Here is an 18,372-nt window from a genome sequence, read left to right as displayed (position 1 = left end):
GTGCATGAAATTTAGTGTAGGGAAGTATTATAGATCTTTTACTCTGATAAAGCAATAAAGGATTGCTGGGTAACGGATGACCGGCCGCCTCACCGGAGCATAAGGCGGCTTTACCGGTCGGATTAGGACGTGACCATGCCCCCGCCGTTAACGTGAATGGTCTGTCCGGTCACGTAGCTGGAGTCGTCGCTCGCCAGGTACACGTAGGCGGGAGCCAGCTCGAAAGGCTGACCGGCCCGCTTCATCGGAACTTCCGCCCCGAAGATACGGACTTTTTCCGCCGAGAAGCTGGAAGGAATAAGAGGTGTCCAGATAGGACCCGGAGCGACCGCGTTTACCCGGATGCCTTCGTCCACGAGCGACAGTGCCAGAGAACGCGTGAAGGAGACGATGGCGCCTTTGGTGGACGAATAGTCGATCAGGTCCTTCTGGCCTCTGTACGCCGTGATGGAGGCGGTATTGATGATGGAAGATCCGCAGCACAGATGGGGCAGAGCCGCCTGGGTCAGGAAGAAGAATGGAAAAATATTCGTCCGGTACGTATCGTAAAGCTGCTCCTCGGAAATATCCAGAATGCTTTGCTGCGGGAATTGAACGGCATGGTTGTTCACCAGAATATCCAGTCTGCCGAACGCCGATAACGTTTTGGCGACGACCTCGCAGCTGGCGGCTTTCGCCCGCAGATCCGCTTGGATCAGGAGACAGCGTCCGCCGAGCTGCTCGATCCGGGCGCGGGTTTCTTCGGCGTCACTCCATTCGTACAGGAATACGATAGCCACCGCAGCGCCTTCCTTGGCGAAAGAAATAGCCGTTGCGCGTCCGATGCCGCTGTCTCCGCCCGTAATGAGGGCTACGCGGTCCAGCAGCTTGCCGCTGCCGGTGTAATAAGGATTTTCGGCGATCGGCCGGGGAACCATTTCGGATTCGATGCCGGGCTGGCGGGGCTGATGCTGCGCGGGAAACGGAACCGGCTGCTCCTCGCATTTCGTTTCTTTTCCTGTGTAAGGGTAGATAGGATACATGCTGAACCTCCTGAATGATAAGGATAGGCGAATATCATGCTCCATCGTATTCCTCCACGCCCGTATGAGTGCCTAGATCTTCGCGAGCAGTTCAAACACGCGAAGATAGTAGTCGTCCGGATGGGGGACGAAATCCTCCTTGGTGACGGTCCGGACCGATGCGGCGCCCGAATCGGCTTGAGACAGGCCGCCGTCCCCTTCGCCGTTCGCAGACTGTGCCAATACGCCGCGGACTTCCAGGGAGTCCGCCGTGCCCTCGAAAAGAGCGGCCAGCCGGTGAAGCTCGGCCTCGTACAGCCCGGAGACTTCTTCCTCCTGAAGCGTGTACGCCTCCAGGGGCCAATCGCTGGCATAACCGAAGACATGGCTGATTTCGCGGTCGATAAACGTTCTGCCGCGCACGGTTCCCCTCTCATCGGTGCGCACGGTAAACAGAAGAGAAAGCCTGTCGAACGGAACGCTGAGGCCCAGCTCCTCCTGAAGCTCGCGGGACGCTCCCTGGATCGTCTCACCCGAGGTCAGATGGCCCGCCGCCGTAATATCGAACTTGTCCGGGAACGTATCCTTGGAAGACGAACGGAGCTGAAACAGCACCATGCGTCCCTCCCCCTCCGGGCGGACAAGCCAGCAGTGAAAGGTCTGATGCCAGTACCCGGCCGTATGGACCTCCTCGCGTGAAGCGGTCCCGATCCGGTTGGCGTCTTCGTCGTAAATATCGAACATTTCGGGCGTCATGAAATTCCTTCTTTCTATAAAAAAGTAGGCGGGCTAGAGCCTCTGTGTACAACTGCTGTGAACAACGCTGTGAACAACGCTGCGAACAACGCTGCGAACAATTGTTGTGCACAATCGCTGCGCATAATTGCGTTATCCGCCGCTAGGCTCAAGATGTCTGGAAGATTCGGCAGATCACGTCAGGATGTGGGAGGCAGTCGGGCGGATCGGCCCCGTTTGGCAGTAAAATAGGCTCCGCGTTTGGGGAGGAGTTTAGCTCCCGCTTTACCGGAACGCGTCTCCAGCCCTTATCTATCTTGAAGCGTAAACGAAAAAAGAGCCCGGATCAACCCGGACTCTAACAGGCGCCGACAAAGGTAAAGCGTCCTCAAGGCGCCGTGTTTAAAAGGAAAACACGAGCTGCGCCGGAGGCGAGTCGGGCCCCGGCGCCGGAGGCGTTCCCGCTCCGGCTTTCGTGCCGGCCGCCACCGCCCGAGCGTCGCCGGGGGGCCCGGCGCTCTGCCGTGCCGCGTCCGGGCCGCAGGCGAATTCCCCGCGGCTTGCGCTGTCTCCGGCCGCTCCGGCGAAGCCGCCGTTCCCGGACGCATCTGCACTTGCCGCCGCACAGCCGTTCCCGGCGGCATCCGCGTTCGCCGCGGCACAGCCGCTGCCGGCGCAGCCGGGAACAGCCGGGGGCGGCTCCCAGGCGACTTCAAGCGGTTTCCCGCTTGACCGGCCCTGGAGGCCGGCTGCCGCCCGCTCCTGCGGACGAGGCGCCTCTTCCTCCTCGTCCATGTCGCGCAGCCCGTACCGCTCCAGCAGCCCGTCGATGTACATGCGGACGGGATCGCGGTATTCCCGGGGTGCATAGGCGGAGGCGGCATACAGCCTGGCGTATTTGCCGACGAGCTGCGGATAATGCCGCCGGATCGTCTCGAAAAACCACACCTTGACGTCCGAAGCGCTCAGGCGCAGGTACGACGCCATAACGAACTGCGCGCCATGCTCCGAGGCGGCCTCGAACAGCTCTTCAAGCTCGTCCCGGCCGTCGGTAATGTAGGGGAGCATGGGGGCCATGAAGATGCCGGCCGGTATCCCGGCATCGGTCAGTGCGCGCACCGTCTCCAGCCGCTTCGCGGGGGAAGGGGCTCCAGGCTCAAAGTTGCGCCAGGTCGTCCGATTCAGCGTGTTCAGGCTGATGTTCACGGCGTAGACGGGCAGCTTCCGGAGCAGGTCCAGATCCCGCAGAATCAGCGGGGACCGGGTTGTGATCGTCAGGGGCACGGGGTACTCCGTAAGCACCTCCAGGCAGCCGCGCGTCAGCTTGGCGCGGCCCTCCGCCTGCTGATACGGATCGGTGGCCGTGCCGATGGCGATGCGGCCGATCCCGGCCAGCCCTTTGCGGGAACGCGCGGCTTTGCGGAGCTGTTCCCGCAGCGCCTCGGGGGCGTTCTCTTTTATCAGAATGTTCGTCTGGAACGTATCGTCGCCGTTCAGCCCGAGGAAGGCATGCATCGCACGGGCGTAGCAGAAGCTGCACCCGTGCTGGCAGCCGCGGTACGGGTTGATGGAATGCTCGAAAGGCATCGCCGGTGTTTTGACCGGGTTCAGCACTTGTTTGGCCGTCACTTTTTCATAGCGGACAGGATTCATAACCGGTTACCTTCCCGTTTCAGAATAGAAAACAGAACATGTGTTTGTATTTAGTATATCACATCGGATACGGACTTCAAACGGGGAGGAACATGGCTGTTTTTTCCTGAAAAGAAGGGGATCGGGACAAGTTTGTCGGATCCTGTTTTTGTCAGCCGAAAGAGGTCGGAAAGAGTCTTGACAATTTTTGCAGGCGGGTATATTCTTATACATGTCGGTTTTGCCCGGCACGATTCGCTTCGGAATATGCTGGTGTAGCTCAGGGGTAGAGCAACGCACTCGTAATGCGTAGGCCGGGGGTTCAATTCCCTTCACCAGCATCTTTATACAACCATTGGAATAACGCGGTTTCTCGCTTTCGAGGGGTCGCGTTTTTATATTGTCCGGATTGTTTCCGATTCCACGAGCCGTACGGCCGCAGTCAGCCAGATTCCCATCAGCCGGAAGGAGACGTTATCGCCATGCACGACACAAACAGCCTCACTCTGCCCTCATTCGCCCGGAAAATCATAGCCGCCACCGTCTGCATTAACATGGGCCGGTTTTCCGTGTTTACGTTTCTGGCCGTCTATCTGACTCATACGCTGCAGTTTCCCGCGTGGCAGTCCGGAACCGTTTTGACGGTTGCTCTGCTGATCAACCAGGTGGTGCCGCTCTTTTCCGGCATGATCGGAGACCGCATCGGCTACAGCACGATGCTGGTAGCGGGGACTTTTCTGGCTGCGCTCGGGTACCTGGGGATTTACGCGCTGGACAGCTTCGGCGGACTTGTGCTCGCCGCTTGCTTTATCGGTATAGGCCCGGCCATGTACGAACCGTCCATCAAATCGCTGTTCGGCAACCTGCCGCATGTTCTGAGAAGGCGTGCGTTCACTTACTTCAATCAGGCGCTGAACGCGGGCGCGGTTCTGGGAGCCGTAACGGGAGGGATTCTCGTCAGTTTCCATACGTCGTATCCGATGCTTTTCGGAAGCGTTTTATTTCTCCTGGTTTCGGTGCTGCTTCTGGGACAAGCCAAAAGCTTTCCGAGAGGCCGGCACTCGGCCAAAATGCTCGACAGCTACAAAAAAGTACTTCGCAACAGACCGTTTCTCGCGTTTTCAGGTGCAATGGCGATGTTCTGGATCATGTTTACGCAGTTGTCCGTCTCGCTGCCGCTCGAAGTTTACCGGCTGAGTGAAAACGAACGACTCGTCAGCAGTGTCGTAATTTTCAACGGACTGTACGCGGTTCTGTTTATGTTTCTGCTGCGGGGTGTTTTTCAGCGGAAGCCGGCGGCCGTGATCGTCAAATACGGCATGCTGATTATCGGGCTGGGCCTGCTCGCGGTTCCGTGGGTTCCTTCGGTACTCTGGGTCCTGCTTTGCGTACTGGTGTTTACCTCGGGCGAGACGTTTGTGCTGCCGGGAGTGGACATTGCGATCGCGGAGTACAGCATGAACGAGGATACGGGTGCCTTCTACGGCGCTTTCGGGCTCTCTTACGCGGTGGGCGGGACGATCGGCAACTACCTGGGCACGTGGCTGATCGGGGAGTACGGCGGCACAATTTGGCCGTGGATGATTTACGGGCTGATCGGGCTTTGCGGATTTGTCGGCCTCCACGTCCTTCAGGCGCTGGACAGCAAAGCGGCCAAGACCGTTCATACGGCGTGATGCCGGTAAACGGCGTTTATAAAAGGAAAAGCGGTTCCGGATGACCGGGACCGCTTTTTTGTGCATGGAGTCTGCCCTTGGAGCCACTGAAGAGTTGGAACTCTGCCGCTCCGCGCATATTTTCCGTTGTTTCGTTCCGCCGTTTCCCTTCGGGAACATCTGCCTGAGGGAAAGTACTTTGGTCGCCGGAGCTAAAACGCCGCCAATCTTGTTCGGAAATCGTTGTCGTCCGTGATGTAGGCGACATCTTCGTAGCCCTGCCGGACGGCATTTTCCTTAAGACGGGCCAGAAGCTCTTGATCCTTGCAGTAGAGAGCGGCATAAACCGAATCCACGATAATCAGGGCAAGCTCGCAGCCGGAGCTCGTAAACTGCCCGTAATCTTCAACCTCGTGCACCTTTGAGCCTGCCGGAAACGCTTTGATATCCACGAAAATCAGGTAATGCCTGCCGGTGCCGATCCGTTCCTTGAAACGGCCGCCGTCTATCGTTTCGATGGAATTCGGGAAAAGCGGCCCCCCTAGCGTATCTTCTTCAATGATATAGGATTCTACGCCATCAACCAGCCAATTGTATGCGGTAAGATCAACGGGGGACAGCAAGTCGGCAAGCGGAGCTCCATAAAGATTGGGCAGCAGAAAGCTGATCCCTCTTTTCATACGTTCACCTTCTCTGCAATAAGGATGTCTTCGGTTGTAAGCATCAGGGTGCTTATCCGGGTATCGTGCGTTTATATCTCTCCCTGTAAACAATTAAAGATGAGAGTCATCCGCCCCGTAAAACATTCGCTGCTTTAATCATACACGCCATGGACTTTTTATCATCTAAAAGAAGAAAAGATCCAGGGCGTGCACGCATACCTAAGCGCTGAGAGGCAGGCGGCTGGCACGATCACTTCACCGCATCCAGCAGGGTGCGGGTGTCCGCGAACTCGGCGAACTCGCCGTGCAGGTTCGCCAGCGTTATCGCGTGGATGTCCTCGGCCGCATGCAGGCGTCCGTCGGGGCCCGTACGGTCAAAAGTCGCCGCAGCGTCGGCTGCGAGAATCGTACGGAACCCGAGGTTCCCGGCCATGCGGCAGGTCGTCTCCACGCAGTGGTTGGTCGTGAGGCCGGTGACGACCACCTCGGTGCAGCCGAGCAGGCGGAGCCGGGCCTCCAGATCCGTGCCGATGAAGGCGCTGTTCACCGACTTGCGGATAACGGCTTCGTAAGGCAGAGGCACCGCCTCCGGCTTGGGGTCTACCGAAGCGCTTCCGGCCCGGAACAGGGACTGCGGCGTTGCCCCGATATGGTGAACATGAATAATCGGCCGCCCGGTCTCTCTCCAGGCTTTCAGCAGAAGAGCGATATTGCTCTCCGCTTCCGGGTTGTTCCGCCTGCCCCAGCGCGGATCGTCAAACGCCTTCTGGACATCGATAACAAGCAGGACCGCTTTATGAGTCAGGTGCATCGTTAAACAGCTCCCTTCGTGATTGGTATTCATTTTACTTGCCCGAGCGCCGGAATTACAGGTTATACTGAAAGGAAAAGAATCCGTTCACTTTGACTTTGAAAGCTTTAGGACGGCTCTGTTTTAAAAAAGAAAGAACAGGGGGAGTGAGAGTTGGATCATACAGACCGCAGCATACTCGCGCTGCTTCAGGAGAACGGGAGAATGAGTATGACGGAGCTCGGCAAGCTGGTGGGGCTTACGTCGCCGGCGGCGGCCGAGCGGGTCCGGCGCCTGGAGGATAAGGGAGTTTTGACGGGGTACCGCGCCGTCGTTTCTCCCGAAGCCGTAGGCAAGGCGGTCATCGCCTATATCCTCATGGAAACGGAGCACTGCCGCAGGTATGTGGAATTTGTCCGTCAGGTTCCGGAGGTTGCCGAATGTCACCGTATCGCGGGGCCTTACAGCTATTTGACCAAACTGGTGACAAGCTCCGTCCGCGAGCTGGAGACTTTTATCGACGCGTCTATGGAATTCGGCAAGCCATCCACGCTCGTTGTCTTGTCCTCGCCGCTCGCTCAGGCCCCGATTCTGCCTTTGAAGGAATCCGTTTTGTAAATTTTTCATGATGAAATCCGGCGGGCCGCGTTCATGTTTGCTATCTTTGCTCATACGCTTATAATAGTTTATTGAGACATTGGGAAAGGTGTGGGGATATGAAGCGGTGTAACCGGAACGTCCAGAAGTTCACATCGTTTCTTATTTCCTGTTTGGAACACTGAGGCCGTTCAGGCTTTGGTGTTTTTTATTTTTTCCGGAGGTGAAGGGATGAAGTACAAACGCGTATTGATCAAGCTGAGCGGAGGAGCGGTAGCCGGGAGCGGCGATTTCGGGTTCGACCCGGAGAGGCTGGAGCATATCGCCCGTGAAATTTTGTCGGTGCTGGAGCTGGGCGTCGAAGTGTCGCTGGTGATCGGCGGCGGCAACATTTTCCGCGGCAATATGGGAGAGAACTGGGGCATCGAGCGGGCGGAGGCCGATAACATCGGCACGCTGGCTACGGTCATTAACAGCCTGATGCTGCGCGGTGTGCTGAAAGCGAGAACGAATGCCGAGATACGCGTCATGACCGCGATTCCCGTTTCGTCATTGGCGGAGCCGTATATACGGCTGAGAGCGATCCACCATCTGGAAAAAGGCTATATCGTCATCTTCGCGGGAGGCAACGGCCAGCCCTTCGTCACGACGGATTATCCATCCGTTCAGAGGGCCATCGAAGTGAACTGCGACGCCATCCTGGTCGCGAAGCAGGGGGCGGACGGCGTTTACGACAAAGATCCCAACGTGCACGAAGATGCCCGCATGTACGAAACGCTGCATTACAACGACGTGCTTCAGCGCGATCTGCGGGTGATGGACCAGTCCGCTTTTATTTTGGCACGGGATTACGGAATGCCCATTCACGTGTTTAACTTCGACAAGCCGGGTTCCATGAAAAGGATTCTGACCGGCATTCATTCGGGCACCACGATCCATGAAGCGGCGAAGCTGACTTTCAGCGTGTAAAAGCCGCAGAGGGGAGACATCGCCGCATGGACACGCCGGCCCGGACTTTGAATGAACGGGTACCGGTTCCGGCGAAAATACCCCGCACGAGGCAGGAGGCAGGAAGCGGCAGCGCCAGCGTCAGGCACATCCATTCCTAAGGTGATTTGACTTTTTCTTCCCGCAGACGTATATTGATTTTAGATGTTTTAATTTTGCACAATTTAATGGAAACAGTCGAATAAACCCGGGAGGTTATGAAGATGGGTGTGTATGAGTTTACGGCTCAACGGATTAACGGAGAAGAACAACCGCTCGAAGACTATAAGGGCAAAGTGCTGCTCATCGTCAACACGGCGAGCAAATGCGGCTTTACCCCGCAGTATCAAGGATTGCAGGAGCTGTATGACGCCTACAAGGATCAAGGTCTTGTTGTACTCGGATTCCCGAGCAACCAGTTTATGGAGCAGGAGCCGGGTTCCGATGAGGAGATCGAGCAGTTCTGCCAGGTGAATTACGGCGTTACGTTTCCGATGTTCTCCAAAATCGATGTCAAAGGAAGCGGCGCGCATCCGCTGTTCCAATATTTAACCCGCCATACGGCCGGAATTTTGTCCAAAGAGGTCAAATGGAATTTCTCGAAGTTTCTCGTCAACCGTTCGGGTGACGTGGTCAGCCGGTATGCGCCTACGACCGCTCCGTCCAAAATTTCCGGAGATATCGAGAAGCTGCTGGCGGAATAAGCAGAATAAGGATTGAGGCCCTATGAATTCACCATCCAAGCCTAGGCTTGAGAATCAGCTTTGCTTTGCGTTATATGCCTGTTCGCGTGAAATCACGCGGATGTACCACCCCATGCTTGAAGAGCTGGGCTTGACGTATCCTCAGTATCTGGTGCTGCTCGTGCTGTGGGAAAAAGACGAATCGACCGTAAAAGAGCTCGGCGAACGGCTCTTTCTCGATTCCGGCACCCTGACTCCGATGCTCAAAAGAATGGAAGCTTCCGGCCTCCTGAAGCGTACCCGATCCAGCCGCGACGAGCGGAGTGTCGTTATCACGCTGACGGACAAAGGACGCGCGCTGGAGCAGCCCAGCACGTGCATTCCGGCCCGTCTGATGACCCGCGCGGGCGGAACCGAGGAGCAGGCCGGCGAGCTGTTGGAGCAAGTGAAGCGGCTGCTTGCGGCGGTGAACCAGGCTAACCGCAACAGCGAAGAGTAGGCGGATAAAAACCCGGCGCCGGGCTAATCCGCAGTCCCTGGGCGTGCTGACGCACAGCAATTTTCTGTCGAACATGCGCGCCATAACGGGAACGAAGCGGCATTAATCCGCCACCGCTCCGTACCGGCCGCAAAGTCGCCTATGCAAAAACGCAAGGTTCTCGAAAAGAGAACCTTGCGTTTTTTTATTGTCCGGCTTTTTAATTTTCTGTTGAGTGTCTTCTGTCAGGCATAAATCGGCATTTCCATACTATCAAAAATGCTTTTACCGTTCCTGCGCAGGCTTTTCCATTTCGGCATATGTCGTTACCGGCCCTGTCAGTTGGAGAAGGTTACATACAGGTAAGCGTTATAGGTCTGCTGGCTGGTGCGTTTCTCCGGATTGCGGCTCTGGGTTCTGACCGTTACGGAAGACATGCCCAGGACGTTGATCTTGGCCGGCAGCTCCTCCTGCTTAAGGAAAGCGGTGCCTGTCCCGAGCTGGACATAAACGTCGACTTTATCCTGGGAGACCAGGTTAACATTCATGTACTTGGAGCCGTTCGGGGCAAAAGTCCGGTTGATCTCGCCCTGGCTCTTCAAGTCCTGCACGGCCGCCGCTCCGGGCGGTGCCGTCACGCCGCCGGTTTGTCCTCCGTTGTCTTTGCCGGGCTTGCCCGTACCGGTTCCGTTCCCCGTTCCCGTCGCGGGAATCTCGTCGTGGAACGTCACCTTTAGCGTAGCCGGGTAAGCGGCCAGCGGCGAACGTTTCTCCGGATTGCGGCTCTGGGACTTGATGCCGATCTGGCTGACGCGGTCTACCTGAACGTACCGGGGCAGCTCTTCCTGACGGAGGAAGGCGATGTCCCCGTTCATGTACAAGTACAGGTCCACGGCATCTTTGGAAGTCAGCTCGAGCCGCATGTATTTCTTCCCGTTCGGGTAAACGATCGTGTTGAACTCGCCGTCCCGCTGGAGATCGCGGTCGAACGGTCCCGGTCCTTCCGCGGCTTCGCCGGGTTTAGGCGCCGGCATGGGAACCGGACGGAGAATGCCGGAAGGGTTGATGCTGGAATAATTGCCGAGAACCCCCTGCGTCTTCAAGTGGTCGAGAATCCGGTGGAGCACCGTTACCGCCTCGGCGCGGGTCAGCTTGGACGAAGGATAAAACTTCCCGTTCGCGTCCGCCGTAAGAATCCCCGTTTTATGGACTTCAAGCAGCGAGTTGGCGGCCAGTGCGCTGTAGTCGTCGTAATTGGCACCGCACGTGCCGTCCGCCTCTTTCAAGAAAAGAATCGGATAAATGCCGCCCGGGGGCAGCTCGGAATTGTAGCGGGAGTCCGTTTTGCGGAAAGATTCCAGCTCATTCTCGGTATTGAACAGACGGGTCGTAATATCCTTGAACCGGTTCATGTCGCCGCATACGTTGGTGGATTCCGGACCTCCGTTTATGCCGTAGAGCCCGTACAGCATCAGAGCCAAATCCCAGCGGGTAAACGCGTACTCGGGATTGAAAAGGGGAGTGCCGCTGCGGGACGTGACCGTCGTATCCGCGACTCCTACGAACGTATCGCTGATTTCCCGGTAAGCCCAGTGGGAAGCGGGGACGTCCCCGTACGAGGCCCTGCTGTAATTTAATACGTCCGTTCTTAAGCTCGGCCGGTATTTGTCGAACAGCCGGTAAACCATCACCGACCATTCCGCTTTGCTTACGTAGCGGCCGGGCTGGAAGGTGCCGTCGGGATACCCTTGCAAAATACCGCTCTGGGCCATAAAGGTGATGGACTGGACGGCCCAGCTGTATTTGGCGCTGTCCACATCGGGAAACGGAGTGGAGGTCAGGCCCGCGCGTGCGGGCCCTGCCGGAAACAAGGGCAGGAGAAGTAAAACCGCCAGAATGATTTTCATAGATAAAAGCTTCGTTTTCATATCGGGTTCCTCTTCTGTTTCGAGTTTTGGGATACGTATGAATGCGTACAAACGCCGGTCAAGGCGGACCGGATTCGCTTATCGTTTATATCGGCGGGAGCATCCGCGATTATTAGAAGAGGGAACGGAAGGCGGGATTTCAACTCCTTCCGGGACCCGCGGAGCCGGAGCTGATAACCGAAGATGGGCCGGGAGCTGGCGCCAAGTAAACCGCATCCGGGACCGGGGCGTTAAAGCCCGGCAGAGGAGCGGACGCAGAATGAATGTCGGCTCGAACGCCGTATCAATGTCGGTCAAACGCCGCAACTAATGTCGGTGCAACCGCCGGATAAATACCGGACCAATCGCTGCATCAAACGCCGTACCAGACGCAAAAAAACCGCTTCGGCTCTGTAGAGCGAAGCGGTTTCGGAACCGATCACGTTTGGGGACTGAGACTCTGCTGATCGGGCAAGTCTATTCGGATCAGCCGGATGCTTTCAGGCTGAAATCATGCTTTTCCTGGCCCGGAGCGCTGTGGGCATCCGGAGCTTTGGAGCGGGATTTGCCGATGGAAAAAATCAGGTTCAGCACAATCGCCGTAAAGCTTCCGGCCACGATGCCGTTGCCGGTCAGAATCTGTACGCTCTCGGGAAGGTGGCTGAACAGAGTCGGCGCTACCGTTACGCCGAGGCCCATGCCTACGGAGCAGGCGACGACCAGCAGATTTTCATGCTGGTTCAGGTCTACCGAGCCCAGCATTTTGATGCCGGAGGACACGACCATTCCGAACATGGCGATCGTTGCGCCGCCGAGTACGGCAGTCGGGATCAGCATCGTGAGCGCCGCGATTTTAGGCACGGAGCCGAGCAGGATGAGAATAACGCCGGCAGAAGCGATCACGCTTCTTTTTTTGACTTTCGTCAGCTGGACAAGCCCGACGTTTTGCGAATAAGTCGTGTAAGGGAAGGAGTTGAACAGACCCCCGATGATGCTTGCGAGTCCTTCCGCGCGGTAGCCTCTTGCGAGGTCGCGGTCCGTCAGGTCTTTGTCGCAAATTTTGCTGAGCGCCATGAACACGCCGGTCGATTCCATAACGGATACGATGGCCACGAGCGTCATGGTCAGAATGGATGTGAGATGGAAAGTCGGAACGCCGAAGTAAAACGGCTGGACCATGTGGAACCACGAAGCGTCAAGCACGCCCTGGAAGCTCACTTTGCCCATGAAGGCGGCGGCAATCGTGCCGAAGATCAGACCGAGCAGAATGGATACGGCCCGGATGAAGCCGCCGAAGAAACGGTTCATGACCAAGATGAAGAGCAGGACTCCGAAAGACAGGGCAAGATTTTGCAGACTGCCGAAATCGGCGCTGCCCTGGCCGCCGCCCATGTCTTGAATGGCGACGGGAATAAGCGTCAGTCCGATGATGGTGACGACTGATCCCGTAACGACCGGCGGGAAGAAGCGGGCAAGCTTGCCGAGCAGGCCGCCGAACACGAAGATGATCAGCCCCGAGGCGATGATGGAGCCGTAAATCGCCGTCATGCCGTGCTGGCCGCCGATGGCGATCATCGGAGCGACGGCCTGGAACGCGCAGCCGAGCATGACCGGCAGCTTGATGCCGAAGATGCGGTTGCCCCACACCTGGAGGAGAGTCGCGATTCCGCAGGTGAGCAGGTCGATCGAGATCAGGTAGGAGAGCTGCTCGGGAGGCAGTTTAAGCTGGGTGGCGACAATGATCGGTACGATCACGGCGCCCGCGTACATGGCGAGAACGTGCTGGAGTCCCAGAGAGCCGGTCTTAAACCAGTTGAGCATGAGTATCCTCCTCGGAGACGTTGTTGTCCATAAAGGTGACTTTCCCGTTATCCAGCGAAGCTATGCGGGCGAGCGACTCGACGCGGTAGCCGGCGGCCTTGAGCTTGTCCGCGCCCGGCTGGAACGACTTTTCGATCACGATGCCGATTCCTGCTACTTTAGCGCCGGCCGCTTTGACGATGTTGGCCAGACCGAGAGCGGCTTCGCCGTTGGCGAGGAAGTCGTCGATAATGAGGACGCGGTCATCGGCGGACAGGAACTTTTTGGCCACGGTGACTTCGTTCGTTTGCTGTTTGGTAAAAGAGTAGACGCGCTCCACGTACAGGTTGTCGGTCAGCGTCAGCGATTTCTGCTTGCGGGCGAACACGACGGGCACCTTCATTTCAAGCGCCGCCATTACGGACGGGGCAATGCCGGAGGATTCCAGCGTCAGGACCTTCGTTACGCCTTCGCCGGCGAAGAGGCGGCTGAATTCTTTGCCGATTTCAAACATCAGAACCGGGTCGATCTGGTGATTCAGGAAAGCATCCACTTTCAGAACTTGTCCGGACAGGACCGTTCCTTCATCTTCGATTTTTCTTTGTAAAAGTTCCATGCTGGCATCCCCCATAAATGAAATAATGAGTTGAATCGAAAAACGCAAAAAACCCGAATCTGCACCGGACCCCCTGAGGGCCGTGTTCATCGAGTGACAAAGGCAAATAACCGCAAATGCCGCGGTATCGGGTATTTCCACAGAGAGGACGCTAAGGTCTTCCTGCGGTAAAAACCGTCCGTGGATCCGGAATTTGTCATCACCCGTAGTCCGGTCATTTACGGTGACCGGGTAGAGACTGGCAGGCCTATTCCTGCCTTTATACGAGCTGGCTGTTTTCGGTTGGCTGTTGAATGATGGCTTCATTATACTTCAGAGAGCAGGCGCTTGAAAAGAAGAAAATGTCGAAAACCCGAACTTTTTGGTGGGAACGCGATTTATTTGTTCGTTTATATGCCAGTTCATGGCAGACGAGGAGAGAATTGACCCTTGTAATGTCCAGGGAAAGGGAAAAAGTCTTTCAAAGGCGGCAGGGGCCTGTGCTATAATGGCCCAAAAGCGGAGGAGGCGTTAACGACATGGGAGAAGATTTGCGTTATCCGATCGGAACTTTTACGCACGAGGGAGAGATTTCCCCGGAACAAATCCGGGACTGGCTCGGAGAACTTGCGGCCGCTCCTTCCCTGCTGCGCGGGGCCGCTTCCGGTCTGACTGATGAACAGCTCGATACGCCGTACCGTCCCGGCGGCTGGACCGTGCGTCAGGTTATCCACCATGTGGCGGACAGCCATGTGAACAGCTATGTCCGCTTCAAGCTGGGCGCGACGGAGCATGAGCCCGTCATAAAGCCCTACGAAGAGCAGTTGTGGGCGGAACTTGAAGACGGGAAGACGGCTCCGCCGGAGATTTCGCTGGCGCTGCTGGACGCGCTGCACGACCGCTGGGTGAGATGGCTGTACACCGTGGATGAAGCGGGCTGGGCCCGGACGTTCCTGCATCCGGTGAACGGGCCGACTACACTGGCGCGGGGTCTCGGCCTGTATGTGTGGCACGGCAAGCATCATACCGCTCATATCGCCTCTCTCAGAGAGCGGATGAACTGGCGCTGACGTGACGGCGCGGCGTTAATTACAGGTCGGCTTTTTTTCTTAAAAATAGGAAAAATAATTGCGGGTCTCCGCACGTTCAAGAATAACGGAACCATCATCGGGAACTTCCTCAAACCCTGACGCAGCCCGCAAAAACAAGCCCCGGTAACGGCAAGAAACTCTTTGCCGCTCCGGGGCTTGTTTGATTTTTAATCCGGTACGTACTAAAATGTTCCAATTGGGATCGTGCCGGAAAGCTTGTTTTATAAGCCTTTCGGGAATAGGATGCACCCGACTTACTTACATAAGATCCCAGAAGACGGAGCCGGTCCGATCAGCCCGTTAATCCCTGCTTCTGATCACGAGAAGAAGCCCCGAGCGGACGGAGATCGATCCCCGCCCGTCTTGAAGCACATTGCTGATTCCGAGGGACTGTCCGATCTCAAGAGTCGCATTTTGCAGCGGATACTGAAAGCCGGTCAGCGTAATGCCGGTTACTTCGGTCGTTAATGGGAGCAGAGATACCTGCGCGTATGGACCGGCGGTAATCTCAATCTTCTCCTGTACCAGTTCGATATCGTTATGATCATCGATGATCCGGGAGCGGATTCCGGCCTCCGTCCCTTTGCGGAGCAGATGAATATTCGCCAGAGTATGATCGAGGCGGGTGCCCAGTGCGCCGAGAAGAATGATTTCCGACGGGCTGCGCTCAAGCGCCCAGGTGTAAGCCAGCTCCGTATCCGTCCAGTTCTTGTCCACGGGATCGCAGGCGATAAATTCCTCGCTGCCGCGGCGGATTTCGCCGAGTTCCTCCGGCGTGACGGAATCGAAATCCCCGAGCGAGAGCCGGGGACGGTACCCGCTGCGGACCAGATGGAGAGCGCCGCGGTCGGCTCCGACTAGGAGATCCGTTCCGGGGTTCAGTGTTTTAAGATGCTCGTCCGCCCAAGGGCCGAAAGCCCCTCCGGTTACTATAAAAATCCGCTGCTGCGTAAGCGTCATAACGGCCCAACGGCTCCTTCCGTTCATTGAAATGGAAGCTTTTATTATACCACAGCGGCGGATAACCGGGAACGTGAAGAACATGCTGAACATGCAGGATACGGCTGGCTGGGCGGCAAGAATACTAAGGGACGTGCTGATCCCGTCATGTGGACACCCGGCAGCGCATTCCCTGGCACATGCGTGCCCGCAGAGCAGAACGGGCGCCTGCGGCTCCCCAGGACCTGGAGCCGAACGGAGCAGCGGCCGGGGCGTATGGGCGATGGCGCATTCCTGGAAGTAAACGGGACCTTAACGCTTGCGATCTATTGTTTATTGGCGCGTATCGCGTACTGGGAAGAGGTATGTAAAAAAACGGGCCCGGAGGCCCGCTGTCCGGCAATTACCGGTCGCCAGTTTTCACATGAAGGCGCGGCGGAGTATTTTCTTTTTGCTGATGATCGATTTCCGCTTCGTTCAGGGAGAAGCCTTTCATCTCCCAGGTGGTTTCTCCCAGCACAAGATCGGCGGGAAACTTATCGCCCCGTTTTAACGTGACTTCCCGCCCGGCTTCGTCCGCATAAACGCCGTCCGTTTCGACCGTTTCGTGGCTCATAGGGTCCATGGTTTTGTCTTTGGACATGACTCACACTCCTTTCTCTTCATATAATATGGTCTTTATTTCGACAAAAAAATTCGGAAGTTTTCTAATCTTTTTCGCATAAAATGTCGATAATTGTTGAAAATCATAAAAATTTGATAGAGGGACAGGAAGACTGTCCTTCCGAATCGAAAAGTAGGTAAAGAACCACATCTACTTACAGAAAAACCAAGAATTGTCGAAAATTCGGCGATTGAGGTTGGCAAGAGGGTAGAACATGACTAAGTTCATTCAAGCTATTGCATTAGGGCTCGTATTTGCGGCTCTTTTCTTATTCGCCGGGGTGGAAGATGTCCGGGCTGAAACTGCTTCTCTCACGCGTGTGAATGCGCCCCCTGTCCTTCTGGATAACTGGGAGTACTGCTGGACGGAGGAAGAGGGAACCGGACGAACGGGAGTGCCACTGGGCGGCCTGGAGGATTGGAAAAGCGCCGGTCGGCTGCTCAATCCGCAGGACCGGATGGGCCGCAGCCATTTGTGGCTGCGGGTGCCGCTTCCTTCCCATAAAGCGGCCGATCCGAGCCTGCTTATACGCGCTTTCGACAACGTGGAAGTGTACACGGAGCAAGGACTCGCCTACCGTTTCGGGGATTGGCAGGAAGGGCGGAAACACCGCTATTACGGAACGCCGAGAAGAATAGTCCCGCTTCCGGATAATACACAGGGGATGCTGTATATTCATCTCCAGTCGGAGTCGCGGAATATCGGAATAGAAGACGGAGCCATGTACGGTTCCGAGAGCGGCTTTATCAAGCAGATGGTCCGGCAGGAATTTTTCCGGGCCGTGCTTGGAATCAGCTACATATTGGCCGGAATCGTGGCTTTTTGTGTTTTTCTCGGGCTGCGAAGCCATAAAGTTTTTCTCGATTTCACTTTGTTTTCCGTCTGTTTCGGCATCTACAGCATCTGCCGGTCCTCGGTCGTTTATCTCGTGTTCGATCATCCGGCCATACTTACCTATGCGGAGCTGATCGCTCTTTTCGGAGGCGTAATCGGCATTCTGATGTTTGTGGAGCATCTGCTAGGCTCCGGCAGGTATGCCTATGTACGAAGAACCTGGCAGCTGCATCTTGCCTACAGTGCGGGTGTTCTGCTTTTGCACGCGTGCCGCGCAATTTCCGTCGTGGAGATCGTCGATTGGTACCAGCTGCTGCTGATTGTCAGTATGCCGCTTGTGATCGTGCGCGCGGCGGCCTGCGCAATGAAAGGAAACAGGGGAGCGAAGCTGCTGCTCATCGGAATCGGAGTTATCTGTCTGACCGGCCTGATCGATATTTTCCAGAACCGGTTGAACATCATAATCCGGTTCTCGCCTATGACGTATCTGGGCATCTCGGTCTTTATCCTGCTGCTGATCGTACTGCTCATCCGTCAGTTTGCGGACATCATGCTCCAGCTCAAACGCTCCGAGAAGCTTTCTCTCGTCGGTCAGATGGCCGCGGGTATGGCTCACGAGCTTCGTAATCCGCTGACGATCATCTCGGGCTTTCTGCAGCTCTCGCGGAAGCAGGCGCCCGATGCGCCCTATCTCGGCATGATGAGTTCGGAAGTACACCGGATGAACGAAATCATTGAAGATTTTTTGCTGCTGTCGAAGCCCGTGAACAGCCGGTTCGACCGGCACGAAGTGCTGCCTCTGCTCAGGGAAACGCTGCAGCTTTTCGATAACCAGCGCAAAGAGGCGGGGGTGAGCGCCATTCTTGAGGAAGAGGGCGCGATCCCGAAGATAGACTGTGATCCTAACCAGCTTAAGCAGGTCTTTATCAATATGGTGAAAAATGCGATCGAAGCGATGCCGGAAGGAGGGCTGCTGCATATTACGGCGGCCGCTCTGCCCAAGAACAAGGTGAGAATCCGTTTCGCCGATCAGGGAAAAGGAATCGAGCCCGGCCACCTTGAAAGGATCGGCGAACCGTTCTTCACGACGAAAGCAAACGGGACGGGGCTTGGTCTCATGGTGAGCAACAAAATTATCGAGAACCATGCCGGTACCCTGCGGGTATCCAGCCGTCCGGGCCTAGGGACGACCATCGATATTATACTGCCCGTTCATATCAAAACGGCGTAACCGTATGGTTACGCCGTTTTTTTCGTGCCTTCCGTCGTGCCGAACTGTAGTGCCATGTCGTACCTTTTGTCGCATCGCTTACGCTCCGGCG

General features: G+C 56.4%; 17 protein-coding genes, 1 tRNA gene and 1 riboswitch. Of the genes, 8 read left to right on the top strand and 10 right to left on the bottom strand.

Features of this window, described 5'->3' with window-relative positions; all coding sequences use genetic code 11:
• Nucleotides 1-122 precede the first annotated feature (122 nt).
• The 3 genes from C4S74_RS17355 to C4S74_RS17345 all read right to left on the bottom strand — a co-directional run bounded on the left by C4S74_RS17355 (nt 123) and on the right by C4S74_RS17345 (nt 3,389).
• Nucleotides 123-1,022 (bottom strand): SDR family oxidoreductase, encoded by a 900-nt coding sequence (locus C4S74_RS17355; RefSeq protein WP_103996560.1) that lies wholly within the window; start codon nt 1,020-1,022, stop codon nt 123-125.
• A 72-nt stretch (nt 1,023-1,094) separates the two neighbouring features.
• Complete coding sequence (locus C4S74_RS17350; protein ID WP_103996559.1) at nt 1,095-1,757, bottom strand: NUDIX domain-containing protein; 663 nt, start codon at nt 1,755-1,757, stop codon at nt 1,095-1,097.
• A 381-nt stretch (nt 1,758-2,138) separates the two neighbouring features.
• Nucleotides 2,139-3,389, bottom strand: a complete 1,251-nt coding sequence (locus C4S74_RS17345) for a radical SAM protein (protein ID WP_103996558.1) — start codon at nt 3,387-3,389, stop codon at nt 2,139-2,141.
• Between the two features lie 248 nt (nt 3,390-3,637).
• Here C4S74_RS17345 and C4S74_RS17340 point away from each other — a divergent pair.
• Together C4S74_RS17340 and C4S74_RS17335 are read left to right on the top strand one after the other, a co-directional pair.
• Nucleotides 3,638-3,709: transfer RNA gene (locus tag C4S74_RS17340), tRNA-Thr, on the top strand.
• A 141-nt stretch (nt 3,710-3,850) separates the two neighbouring features.
• Nucleotides 3,851-5,044 carry an MFS transporter gene (locus tag C4S74_RS17335; protein ID WP_103996557.1) on the top strand — a complete coding sequence of 398 codons (1,194 nt, stop codon included), beginning with the start codon at nt 3,851-3,853 and terminating at the stop codon, nt 5,042-5,044.
• A gap of 191 nt (nt 5,045-5,235) precedes the next feature.
• On the opposite strand, the gene C4S74_RS17330 is transcribed toward C4S74_RS17335, so the two are convergent.
• Entirely contained in the window at nt 5,236-5,703 is a 468-nt protein-coding gene (locus tag C4S74_RS17330) for a DUF2691 family protein (protein WP_103996556.1), read from the bottom strand.
• A gap of 232 nt (nt 5,704-5,935) precedes the next feature.
• On the bottom strand, nt 5,936-6,490 hold the full coding sequence (locus C4S74_RS17325) for a cysteine hydrolase family protein (RefSeq protein WP_219819061.1): 555 nt from the start codon (nt 6,488-6,490) through the stop codon (nt 5,936-5,938).
• Between the two features lie 159 nt (nt 6,491-6,649).
• Between C4S74_RS17325 and C4S74_RS17320 the strand changes: the two genes are divergently transcribed.
• The 4 genes from C4S74_RS17320 (at nt 6,650) to C4S74_RS17305 (ending at nt 9,241) form a co-directional block, all read left to right on the top strand.
• Complete coding sequence (locus C4S74_RS17320; protein WP_103996554.1) at nt 6,650-7,093, top strand: Lrp/AsnC family transcriptional regulator; 444 nt, start codon at nt 6,650-6,652, stop codon at nt 7,091-7,093.
• A gap of 210 nt (nt 7,094-7,303) precedes the next feature.
• The gene (pyrH, locus tag C4S74_RS17315) at nt 7,304-8,041 is read left to right on the top strand and encodes a UMP kinase (RefSeq protein WP_103996553.1); all 738 of its coding nucleotides are present in this window, start codon (nt 7,304-7,306) and stop codon (nt 8,039-8,041) included.
• A gap of 242 nt (nt 8,042-8,283) precedes the next feature.
• Entirely contained in the window at nt 8,284-8,763 is a 480-nt protein-coding gene (locus C4S74_RS17310) for a glutathione peroxidase (protein WP_103996552.1), read from the top strand.
• A gap of 22 nt (nt 8,764-8,785) precedes the next feature.
• The gene (locus tag C4S74_RS17305) at nt 8,786-9,241 is read left to right on the top strand and encodes a MarR family winged helix-turn-helix transcriptional regulator (RefSeq protein ID WP_103996551.1); all 456 of its coding nucleotides are present in this window, start codon (nt 8,786-8,788) and stop codon (nt 9,239-9,241) included.
• 317 nt (nt 9,242-9,558) lie between these two features.
• Here the strand turns inward: C4S74_RS17305 and C4S74_RS17300 are convergent, their stop codons facing one another.
• From C4S74_RS17300 to C4S74_RS17290, 3 genes are all read right to left on the bottom strand, one after another.
• The gene (locus C4S74_RS17300; protein ID WP_103996550.1) at nt 9,559-11,148 is read right to left on the bottom strand and encodes an S-layer homology domain-containing protein; all 1,590 of its coding nucleotides are present in this window, start codon (nt 11,146-11,148) and stop codon (nt 9,559-9,561) included.
• Nucleotides 11,149-11,613: 465 nt separating this feature from the next.
• Complete coding sequence (locus tag C4S74_RS17295) at nt 11,614-12,948, bottom strand: nucleobase:cation symporter-2 family protein (RefSeq protein WP_103996549.1); 1,335 nt, start codon at nt 12,946-12,948, stop codon at nt 11,614-11,616.
• Nucleotides 12,932-13,543: a xanthine phosphoribosyltransferase gene (locus C4S74_RS17290; protein WP_103996548.1), complete on the bottom strand. Its 612-nt coding sequence runs from the start codon at nt 13,541-13,543 to the stop codon at nt 12,932-12,934. Before C4S74_RS17290 ends, C4S74_RS17295 begins: the two co-directional genes overlap by 17 nt.
• A 186-nt stretch (nt 13,544-13,729) precedes the next feature.
• Nucleotides 13,730-13,830: riboswitch (purine riboswitch) on the bottom strand.
• Between the two features lie 231 nt (nt 13,831-14,061).
• Between C4S74_RS17290 and C4S74_RS17285 the strand changes: the two genes are divergently transcribed.
• The gene (locus tag C4S74_RS17285; RefSeq protein ID WP_103996547.1) at nt 14,062-14,592 is read left to right on the top strand and encodes a YfiT family bacillithiol transferase; all 531 of its coding nucleotides are present in this window, start codon (nt 14,062-14,064) and stop codon (nt 14,590-14,592) included.
• A gap of 321 nt (nt 14,593-14,913) precedes the next feature.
• On the opposite strand, the gene C4S74_RS17280 is transcribed toward C4S74_RS17285, so the two are convergent.
• On the bottom strand, nt 14,914-15,573 hold the full coding sequence (locus tag C4S74_RS17280; protein WP_103996546.1) for a thiamine diphosphokinase: 660 nt from the start codon (nt 15,571-15,573) through the stop codon (nt 14,914-14,916).
• A gap of 382 nt (nt 15,574-15,955) precedes the next feature.
• Nucleotides 15,956-16,195, bottom strand: coding sequence for a hypothetical protein (locus tag C4S74_RS17275; RefSeq protein WP_103996545.1), 240 nt, complete (start codon nt 16,193-16,195; stop codon nt 15,956-15,958).
• 235 nt (nt 16,196-16,430) lie between these two features.
• On the opposite strand from C4S74_RS17275, the gene C4S74_RS17270 reads away from it, so the two are divergent.
• Nucleotides 16,431-18,281 carry an ATP-binding protein gene (locus tag C4S74_RS17270; protein ID WP_103996544.1) on the top strand — a complete coding sequence of 617 codons (1,851 nt, stop codon included), beginning with the start codon at nt 16,431-16,433 and terminating at the stop codon, nt 18,279-18,281.
• The last annotated feature ends 91 nt before the right edge of the window (nt 18,282-18,372 follow it).

Source organism: Paenibacillus sp. UNC499MF (assembly GCF_900107975.1).
Classification (GTDB): domain Bacteria; phylum Bacillota; class Bacilli; order Paenibacillales; family NBRC-103111; genus Paenibacillus_F.
Note: the sequence above shows the minus strand (reverse complement) of the source record. Positions and strands in the feature narration are given on the sequence as shown.